The sequence below is a fragment of the Streptomyces sp. DvalAA-14 genome (genome assembly GCF_900091855.1).
Taxonomy (GTDB): Bacteria; Actinomycetota; Actinomycetes; order Streptomycetales; family Streptomycetaceae; genus Actinacidiphila.
Genome location: NZ_FMCH01000066.1, coordinates 1 through 9,679, shown reverse-complemented (window position 1 = coordinate 9,679; position 9,679 = coordinate 1). Strand labels below are relative to the sequence as shown.

Genomic DNA, 9,679 nt, shown 5'->3' with positions numbered 1-9,679 from the left:
CGCCACGGGGTCGGTCACTTGCCCCGCAGCAGCGTGAAGGAGATCACCCGGAAGACGTTGCCGCCGGTGGTGTCGGTCGACTCCACGACATTCAGCGTGACCGACTTCTGGATCGAGCTCTGGCCGGTCTGCGGGTCCTGGGTGGTGAACAGCGAGGCGCTGTCGACCTGCCAGTACGTCTTGTGCTTGAGCAGCTCGCTGGTGACCAGGGTGGTGCCCTGCACGAGCAGCCAGCCCTTGTCACCGATGCCCGGGTCCACGCCGATCCGGACCTGGTCGCCCACCGGCACCGTGATGTGGTGGGTCGGCTTGGCCTGCAGGCAGGCCAGGAAGATCGGCTGCGGCAGCTTCTTGCCGTCGGCGTAGCACTTGCTGCTCGCCTCCGCGTGGACGGACTTGGAGCCAACGGTCACCGTCGCCAGCGCGGTCGGCTTGTCGCAGGCGGTGAGGGCGATCAGCCCCAGGGAGATGGCACCGATAGCGGTGGCGGCGCGGCGAATGCTCATGGGGGTGAGGCTACCGGGCCGTTGAGGGCCGTCCGCCACGGGGTGGGCCCTCCACCAGGGCTCCTGGGCACCCGGCCACCAGGACTCCGCGAGGTCCTACGCCACCCGAGCCGCGGCCGAACTGCCCCGCCGGGCCGCGCCCAGCAGGCCGCGTACCGATGTCAGGAACGCCACCAGTACCAGGCCGGCCGCCACCGACATCCCCAGCGAGCCGATGAGCGGCAGGATGATGCCGATGCCGCCGCCGACCACCCAGGCCAGCTGGAGCACCGTCTCCGAACGGGCGAACGCGGAGGTGCGGACCGTCTCCGGCACGTCCCGCTGGATCAGCGCGTCCAGCGACAGCTTCGCCAGCGCCTGCGAGATACCGGCCACCGCGGCCAGCGCCGCCACCGTGAACAACCCGAACAAGCTGGCCGCGACCGTCGCCGTCGACAAGGCGATCACCAGCACGGTGGCGATGATGATCTCCGGCCCCCGGGACTTCAGCCAGGCACCCAGCGCCGTCCCCAGCGCGTTGCCGCCGCCGGCCGCGACGACGACCACGCTCAGCGACACCGCCGGACTCAAGCCCCCCAGCGGATGCTCGCGCAGCATGAAGGCCAGGAACATCGTCAGGAAGCCGGACAGCGCCCGCAGCCCCGAATTGCCCTGCAGCGCGTGCAGGACCGAGGAACCGACGCCCAGCAGCCCCGGCTTCTTCCCCGGGATGCCGGCCGGCTCCGGCGGTGTCTCCTCGTCGGCGGTCAGCCGGACCTTGGCCTCACCGCGCGCCGAGTCCACCGTGTGCGGCAGCGACATCGACAGCAGCGCGCCGCACAGGAAGACCACGAAGGCGGCGTACAGCGGCCACTGCGGCCCGATGAAGTGCAGCCCGGCCCCGATGGGCCCGAACACCGCCGTGGTCAGCAGACCGGCCAGCGTGACCCGGGAATTCGCCTTCACCAGCGTCGTCCGCCCCGGCAGCAGCCGCGGCACCACCGCGCTGCGCACCACGCCGTACGCCTTCGAGGACACCAGGACGCCGAGCGCGGCCGGATACAGCCCGAGCCCGGCGGTGGACACCACCCCGGCCATCGTCCAGGCCAGCACCGCGCGGGCGACCATCGAGGTGGCCATCGCCGCCCGGCGGCCGTGCTGGAAGCGGTCGAGCAGCGGACCGAGCACCGGCGCGAGGACGGCGAAGGGCGCCATCGTCACCAGCAGATAGAGCGCCACCCGGCCGCGCGCCTCGCCGGTCGGCACCGAGAAGAACACGGTGGAGGCGAGCGCGACGGTGATCAACACGTCGCCGGCGGAGTTCACCGCGTGCAGTTCGATCAGTTTCGACAGGCCCGACTCGCCCGCGCCTCCCGCGCGTGTCGTACGGCGGATACGCCGGAGCACGCCGCCCAGGGCCCGCCCCACGCCGTGCGCGAGGGCGCGCCCTCCCCTGCGTACGGGCCCAGGGCCCGCGGTCACGGTTCGTGCCACGACGCCATCCTGCCCCAATCCGAAGCACCCGCACCCCCTCCTTTGCAGTGGTGGTGCGCACAGGTAGCGTGCGATCGCGCAGAATAGTGCCAACAGGTGCGCCCGGGGGACGCTCGGGCAGACCGGGGAAACTGACCGGGAAGCAAGGAACGAAGGCGTTGACGCGGTCCACAGGTCCGCTCCGCCACCGCTCCTCGTACCGGGTCCGTCCCCTGTGGGCGCACACGTGAGACGGCGTAGAGAGAGAAACGATTTCTGTGAGTCCTGCGATGCGAAGCCGTACCCCAGACCGCCTGTGCGCCGAGGCGGTCGATGTCGCACTGGCTGTGACGCAGGAGGCGGCGGGGCCAGACTCCGTCGGCGCACACCTGAGGGTGGTCGCGGAGGGTGACCGGGTGGTCACCCACCACTTCGCCTGCGAGGAGCCGGCCTACCGGGGCTGGCACTGGGCCACCACCTTGACCCGGGCGTCGCGATCCAAGCAGATCACCATCGATGAAACGGTGCTGCTACCCGGCGGGGACGCCGTGCTGGCCCCCACCTGGGTGCCGTGGAGCGAGCGGCTGCGGCCCGGCGACATGGGCCCCGGCGACCTGCTGCCGGCCGAGGCGGACGATCTCCGCCTGGAGCCCGGGTGGGCGGCGGCGCCCGTGCCCGCCCCCGCTCCCGTGGACGAGGGAGGGCCGGCGCTGCCCGTGCCGTCGGTGGCGGAGATCGGCTCGGTCGCGGCCGAGCTCGGCATGGGGCGCCCCCGGGTCCTGTCCCGCTACGGCCTCCACACCGCCGCGGACCGGTGGGAGGAGGAGTTCGGCCCCAAGACCCCGATGGCCCAGGCCGCACCGGCCCAGTGCGACACCTGCGCGTTCCTCATCCCGATCTCCGGCTCCCTCGGCCAGGCGTTCGGTATCTGCGCCAACGAATACTCGCCGGCCGACGGCCACACCGTCTCGCTCGGCTACGGCTGCGGTGCCCACTCCGAGGCGGCGGTGATGCCGAAGGCGGTGGAGCTGTCGCCGATGGTGCTGGATGATCTGGAGGACGCGGAGGCGGAGGGATAGCGCTGCGCCGGGTGAGGCTTCCCGCCGCCGGCGGGTGCGAGTTTCCGGGGGTGGGGGAGCGGGGCCGCGGGCCCGCGGCGATGGCGTGCGGGGTGACTCGTCGGGCTCCGCCCGTTTGCCCCCGTTCGTCACCGATGGCGGATGGGCCACGGGCAGAGAGGGAGCGGGCCGCCGACTCGCTCGGATGGCCGCGGGTGGGAGGGATCGCGCCGCAGGCGCCCTGGGCGGGCGGCCGCCGACGGCGAGGCGGGCGGCAGGGGACGGGCGAGCCGGGGCATCGGCCCGCGCGGAAGGGCCCGGCGGGCCCGGGGTCCCCGGATGGCGGTACCGTCACGACTGCAGGGGCCCCGAGCGGGCCGTGGACGGCGACGGAAGGGCCCGTAGTGACCCGCGCAGGTGTTGTACGGACGGCCCCGGAAGGCCAGGCGGACCCCTTCCGTACGGCAAGCCTGCGGCAAGCGGTGCTGGGTGCCTGGGCCACCTCGACCGCGAGGTTCCGCGAGGACGCCAACGCCGAGGAGGACCTCGCGCTGGGCGGATACCGCGACCGCCTCGCCATCGAACTCGCCCAGAACGCCGCCGACGCGGCGACCCGCGCCGCAGTCCCCGGCCGCCTCCGCCTCACCCTGCACCCGGCCGAGGAGGGCGCGGACGGCGCGGACGCGGCCCCCGCGATCCTCACCGCCGCCAACACCGGCGCCCCGCTCGACGCGGCCGCCGTGGAATCGCTGTCCACGCTGCGGGCCTCCGCCAAACGCGACGACGGCCCGGCCGCTGTCGGCCGCTTCGGCGTCGGCTTCGCCGCCGTCCTCGCGGTCAGCGACGAGCCCGCCGTGCTCAGCCGCACCGGCGGCGTCCGCTGGTCGCTCGCCGAAGCCCGTGAGCTGAGCGCCGAAGTCCCCGGACTGGAAGACGAGTTGCGTCGCCGGGACGGCCATGTCCCGCTGCTGAGGCTGCCGTTCGCCGCCGAGGGCGCCGCACCGGAGACATACGACACCGTCGTCGTGCTTCCGTTGCGCGACGCCTCCGCCGTCGATCTGACGGCCCGTCTGCTGGCAAGCATCGACGACGCGTTGCTGCTCGCCCTGCCCGGCCTCACCGAAGTCGTCATCGAACTGCCGGACAGCACCCGGACCCTGACCCGCCGTCAACTGGACGCCACCGACGTGCTGGTGGAAGACAGCGCCCGAACCACCCCCACCCGCTGGCGCGTCGACGCGGCCGGCGGGGCTCTGAAACCCGAACTCCTCGTGGACCGGCCGGTGGAGGAGCGGCTGCGCCCGGCCTGGTCGGTCACCTGGGCCGTGCCGGTGGACGACGAGGGCGCCCCGCAGGCACCCCGTACCGCCGCCGTCGTGCACGCTCCGACGCCCACCGACGAGCCCCTCGGGCTGCCGGCCCTGCTGCTCGCGTCCTTCCCGCTCGACCCGACCCGGCGGCACGCCGCCCTCGGCCCGCTCACCGACTTCCTGCTGGACCGCGCCGCCGAGGCGTACGTCCGGCTGATGGCGGACTGGCGGCCGGTCGGTACCGGCGTGGTGGACCTGGTCCCCGGCCCGCTCGGGACCGGCGAGCTGGACGCCGAACTGCGCCGCCGGATCCTCGCCGCGCTGCCCCGCACCGCCTTCCTGCCGCGCGCCACCGAGACGCCCGCCGAGGCCGCACCGGTCCCCGCCGCCGACCCGGACGCCTGGGACGACGGCGGCCCGCTGACCGGTGACGGCCAGGCGCTGCGCCCGGTCGAGGCCGAGGTGGTGGAGGGCGCCACCGCCGAGGCCGTCCGCGTGCTGGCCGAGGTGCTGCCGACGCTGGTCCCCTCCTCACTAGAACGGCGCCCCGCCCTGCGCCAGTTGGGCGTCGCCCGGCTCTCACTGGCCGACGCGGTGGACCGGCTGGCCGGCGCCGAGCGCCCCGCCGAGTGGTGGTACCGCCTCTACGACGCGCTGGCCGGCACCGACTCCGACATCCTCAGCGGCCTGCCCGTACCGCTCGCCGACGGCCGCACCGTGGTCGGCCCGCGGCAGGTGCTGCTGCCGGTGCGCGGCGAGAACGAAACGCCCGCCGCCGACCCCCTGCTGCTGACCCGGCTCGGCCTGCGGGTCGCACACGCCGACGCCGCCCACCCGCTGCTGGAGAAGCTGGGCGCCCAGCCGGCCACGCCCCGCGCCGTGTTGACCACGCCGCAGGTGCGTGCCGCGGTGGCCGCCTCGCTGGACGACGACCGGGCCGCCTGGGACGACGACAGCGGGCTGGACGCCGAGGAGTTGGCGGACACCGTACTGGGCCTGGCCAAAGCGGCCGGCCTGGCGCCGGGTGACGAGCCGTGGCTGGCCGGGCTGGCGCTGCCCGACGAGGACGGCGAACTCGCCCCGGCCGGCGAGCTGATCCTGCCCGGCAGCGTGCTGGAACAGGTGCTGCGGGAGGGCGAACTCGCCGCGGTGGACGCCGAACTGGCCGCCCGCTGGGGCGAACAGCCGCTCACCGCCGTCGGCGTGCTCGCCACCTTCGCCCTGGTCCGGGCGGAGGACGTCGTCCTCGACCCGGACGACCTGGAGCCCCGGGACAGTGACTTCGCCGAACCCGACGACGTGGGCCTGCTGGACGCGATCGACGTGTGGTGCGAGGACGTCCTCGACCAGCTCCCCGAGACCGATGTGCCACCGGTCGCCACCGAGATCATCGGCGTGCGCGACCTGGACCTGGTGGACGACGACGCCTGGCCGCAGGCACTGGCCCTGCTGTCCCGGCCGCCGCTGCGGGACGCGGTGACCGCGCCGATCCGGGTCCTGCTGCCGGACGGCACCACCGAATCCGTCCGCGCCTACGCCGCCTGGTGGCTGCGCGACCACCCGGTGCTCGGCGGCCGCCGCCCGGTGGGCCTGCGCGCGGCCGGCGGCGACCGGCTGCTGAGCGGGCTGTACGACGAGGCGGAGACCGACGAGGGCGTGGACGAGCAGGTGCTGCGAGCCCTCGGGGTGCGCACCACCGTTGCCGCCCTGCTGGCCGAACCGGGCGGCGCCGCCGAGCTGCTGGGCCGGCTCGCCGAGCCGGAGCGGGAGGTCGGCTCCGCCCAACTGCACGGCCTGTACGCGGCCCTCGCCGAACTCGACCCTGAACAGGTCACGCTCCCCGACGAGTTGCGGGCGATCGTCAACGGCGAGGCGGTCGTGGTGGACGCGGGCGAAGCCCTCGTCGCCGACGCCCCCGATCTGCTGCCGCTGGCCGGGAGCCATCCGCTGCTGCCGGTACCGCCCCGGCTGGCCGCCGACCTGGCCGAGCTGTTCCAGGTCCGCCGACTGAGCGACGCGGTGGACGCGGCCGTGATCTCCGAGGGCGAGCGGCACGAGGTGCTGCCCGCCGTCCACGACCTGCTGCCGGGCGCGCCGAGCAGCTATGTGGAGCACGAGGAACTGCTGCTCACCGGCGAGGTCGAGGTCGACTGGCGCTGGGTGGACGGTGTCCTGCACGCCTCGACGGTGGAAGGCGTCGCGGCCGGGCTGGCCTGGGCGGCCGGCCGCTGGGAGCGGCGCTTCGAACTGGCCGCGCTGCTCGAAGACCCGACCCGGACCGAGGAGTTGGCCGAGGCGCGCTGGTTCGACTGACGCGGCCGGCGCCGGGGGGCGCCGGGCGGTGGTCCTGGCGCCTGGCCTCGTGCCTGTTCTCGCGCCTGACCTGGGGCCTGTCCTCGCGTCGGCTACGCCTGCGGGGTGCGGGCCGCGGCCGCCGCCCGCCGGATCGCGTCCCGGCGGGTGCGGACGTACCACAGGCCGAGCAGCCCGCAGCTGCCGCCGGCCAGGCAGGTCCAGATGAACCAGGCGTGGCCGTGGTCGGAGTACCAGCCGTAGAACGGGACCTGCACCAGGAACAGCACAAACCAGACCACCACGCCGACCGTGATGGTCGCGACGTCGTTGGCCTCCATCGGCTCGGGGGCCTCGCGCAGGGGAATCCGCTGCTTGCTGGTCATGCGCCCATCGTAGGCGGCGCCCCGCCCCGCCCGGCAACCCGGCACCGGGACCCGCTGACCGGTGCGGCTGACCGGTGCGGCTGTCCGGTGCGGCTGTCCGGTGCGGCGCCCGCCCCGGTGGCTCGCTTTCGGTAGCCGCTTCACTCGTACGCGTGAGATTGCCGCGGGGCGCAGTTTGCTTAGCCAAGGTAATAAGCTAACCTAACTAGTGTGACCGAACTGTCCGAGGACGACCGCGCGACCGTCAATGAGCTGCGTGGTGCCGTGATGCGGCTCTCCCGCCGACTGCGCAGCCAGCGCGTCGACGAGTCGCTCAGCCCCACCGAGATGTCGGTGCTGAGCACCCTGGCCCGCTGCGGGTCGGCGACCCCAGGCGAACTGGCCCGCAAGGAGCACGTCCAGCCCCCGTCGATGACCCGCATCGTGGCCATGCTGGAGGCCAAGGCGCTGGTCCGCAGGGAGCCGCACCCCGACGACCGCCGCCAAGTGGTGGTGAGCCGTACGGACGAGGCCGCCGCGATGCTCGCCGAGAGCCGCGACAAGCGGAACGCCTGGCTCGCCCAGCTCGCCGAGGGCCTCACCGAAGAAGAACTGGCCATCTTGCGCCAGGCGGCCCCCGTCCTGGAAAAGCTCGCCCACCTGTAACACCCGCAACACCTGTAACACCTGCAAAGCCCGTAACACGCACGACTGTCGCGACCTGAGACAGCTCAGATCCGGGACACGCACCGGCCCGGTCCGCCGCCCGGCGGACCCCGCCCGACCGAGGGAAGCCGGCGCACCTGACACACCGATGATGGGGAGGCGAGAACCGATTGAGTTCGGCAGCCGGAACAGACACCGCAACCGAACCTGGACAGCCCGGCGGGAAGACGGGCACCTTCAGCGCACTCAAGGTCCGCAACTACCGGCTCTTCGCGACCGGCGCCGTGATCTCCAACACCGGCACCTGGATGTCGCGGATCGCCCAGGACTGGCTGGTGCTGAGCATCACCGGCTCATCCTTCGCGGTGGGCATCACCACCGCCCTCCAGTTCCTTCCCATGCTCCTGTTCGGGCTGTACGGCGGTGTGATCGCCGACCGCTACCCCAAGCGGCAGATCCTGCTGTGCACCCAGGCCGCCCTCGGCGTGCTCGGCCTGACCCTGGCCGGCCTGACCCTCAGCGGGGAAGTCCAGGTCTGGCACGTCTACGCCATCGCGTTCGTGCTCGGCATGGTCACGGTGGTGGACAACCCCACCCGGCAGACCTTCGTGGTGGAGATGGTCGGCCCGTCCGTGATGCGCAACGCCGTCTCGCTGAACGCCGCCAACTTCCAGGCCGCCCGCCTCGTCGGCCCCGCTGTCGCCGGTGTGCTGATCACCGCCGTCGGCAGTGGCTGGGCCTTCCTCATCAACGGCTTGTCCTTCATCGCCCCGCTCACCGGCCTGTTGCTGATGCGGACCTCGGAGCTGCACAAGATCGAGCGGGCGCCGCGCGGCGGCAAGGGCCAGCTCCGCGAGGGCCTGCGCTACGTCGCCGGGAAGCCGGAACTCATCTGGCCGATCGTGCTGGTCGGCTTCATCGGCACCTTCGGCTTCAACTTCCCCATCTGGCTGTCTGCCTTCGCCAACAAGGTCTTCGACAGCGGCGCCGGCACCTACGGCCTGCTCAACTCGCTGATGGCCGGCGGTTCACTGATCGGCGCGCTGCTCGCCGCCCGCCGCACCCGCAGCCGACTGCGGATGCTGGTCGCCGCCGCGCTGGTGTTCGGCCTGCTGGAGGCGCTGGCCTCGATCGCGCCGTCGTACTGGCTGTTCGCCGCCCTGCTGGTGCCGATCGGCATCTTCGGGCTGACCTTCAACACCACCGCCAACGCGACCGTGCAACTCGCCACCGAGCCGGTGATGCGCGGCCGGGTGATGAGCCTGTACATGATGGTCTTCGTCGGCGGCACCCCGATCGGCGGCCCGGTCATGGGCTGGGTCACCGATACGTACGGGGCCCGGGTCGGCTTCCTGTCCGGCGGCCTGATCTCCGCCGCCGCCGCGCTCGGTGTCGGCCTGGTGCTGGCACGTGCGGGCGGGCTGCGCGTCCGGCTGGACCTGCGGCGGACGACGGGCCGGCCGCTGGTCGCCTTCGTACCGCGGGAAGGGACCGCGCAGGCCGCTGCCGACGGTGAGTCCCGCCCCGACGGGGAGCCGGCGATACGCGACGACGCCGAGGACCGCGGCGGCGACACGGGTGCGACCAAGAGCCTCACCCCGACCGGATGAGGCTCTTCGTCGCCCTGCTGCCGCCCCCGGCCGCGGCCGGTGAACTCGCCGGGGCGCTGGACGCCGTGCGGCGGCTCGACGGGGCGTCCGCCCTGCGCTGGACGGACCGGAGCGGCTGGCACTTCACCCTCGCCTTCCTCGGCGAGGTACCCGACAGCGTGCGGTCCGACCTGGACGAACGCCTCGGCCGGGCCGCCCATCGGCACGGGCCGCACGCCATGCGGCTGTCCGGTGCCGGACGCTTCGGCGAGCGCGCGCTGTGGATCGGGGCGGACGGCGATCTGACCGGGGTGGGCAGGCTCGCCGACTCGGTGCGCGCCGCCGCCCGGCGGGCCGGGGCGCCCGCCGACGAGGCGCACGGCTTCCAGCCGCATCTCACCGTGGCCCGCAACGGCGGCGCCCGGCGGGGCGCCACGGGCG

General features: G+C 73.7%; 8 protein-coding genes. 5 read left to right on the top strand and 3 right to left on the bottom strand.

Translation table 11 applies throughout. From position 1 onward, the window contains the following. Positions 1–14: 14 nt before the first annotated feature. Complete coding sequence (locus GA0115240_RS03060; RefSeq protein ID WP_176724972.1) at positions 15–506, bottom strand: hypothetical protein; 492 nt, start codon at positions 504–506, stop codon at positions 15–17. 96 nt (positions 507–602) lie between these two features. Next, positions 603–1,979 carry an MFS transporter gene (locus GA0115240_RS03055; RefSeq protein WP_256069516.1) on the bottom strand — a complete coding sequence of 459 codons (1,377 nt, stop codon included), beginning with the start codon at positions 1,977–1,979 and terminating at the stop codon, positions 603–605. A 269-nt stretch (positions 1,980–2,248) separates the two neighbouring features. Here GA0115240_RS03055 and GA0115240_RS03050 point away from each other — a divergent pair, with 269 nt between their 5' ends. Continuing rightward, positions 2,249–3,037: a DUF3027 domain-containing protein gene (locus tag GA0115240_RS03050; RefSeq protein ID WP_093735091.1), complete on the top strand. Its 789-nt coding sequence runs from the start codon at positions 2,249–2,251 to the stop codon at positions 3,035–3,037. Positions 3,038–3,420: 383 nt separating this feature from the next. After that, positions 3,421–6,639, top strand: a complete 3,219-nt coding sequence (locus GA0115240_RS03045) for a sacsin N-terminal ATP-binding-like domain-containing protein (protein ID WP_093735090.1) — start codon at positions 3,421–3,423, stop codon at positions 6,637–6,639. Positions 6,640–6,731: 92 nt separating this feature from the next. Here the strand turns inward: GA0115240_RS03045 and GA0115240_RS03040 are convergent, their stop codons facing one another. Further along, complete coding sequence (locus GA0115240_RS03040; RefSeq protein WP_093735089.1) at positions 6,732–7,004, bottom strand: DUF2530 domain-containing protein; 273 nt, start codon at positions 7,002–7,004, stop codon at positions 6,732–6,734. 267 nt (positions 7,005–7,271) lie between these two features. Between GA0115240_RS03040 and GA0115240_RS03035 the strand changes: the two genes are divergently transcribed. The 3 genes from GA0115240_RS03035 to thpR all read left to right on the top strand — a co-directional run. Next, positions 7,272–7,649, top strand: a complete 378-nt coding sequence (locus GA0115240_RS03035; RefSeq protein ID WP_093735092.1) for a MarR family winged helix-turn-helix transcriptional regulator — start codon at positions 7,272–7,274, stop codon at positions 7,647–7,649. A 170-nt stretch (positions 7,650–7,819) separates the two neighbouring features. Beyond that, positions 7,820–9,259: an MFS transporter gene (locus GA0115240_RS03030; protein WP_093735088.1), complete on the top strand. Its 1,440-nt coding sequence runs from the start codon at positions 7,820–7,822 to the stop codon at positions 9,257–9,259. After that, positions 9,256–9,679, top strand: a 424-nt coding sequence (gene thpR, locus GA0115240_RS03025) for an RNA 2',3'-cyclic phosphodiesterase (protein ID WP_107407084.1), incomplete at its 3' end; no start/stop codon positions are given. The genes GA0115240_RS03030 and thpR, both read left to right, overlap by 4 nt.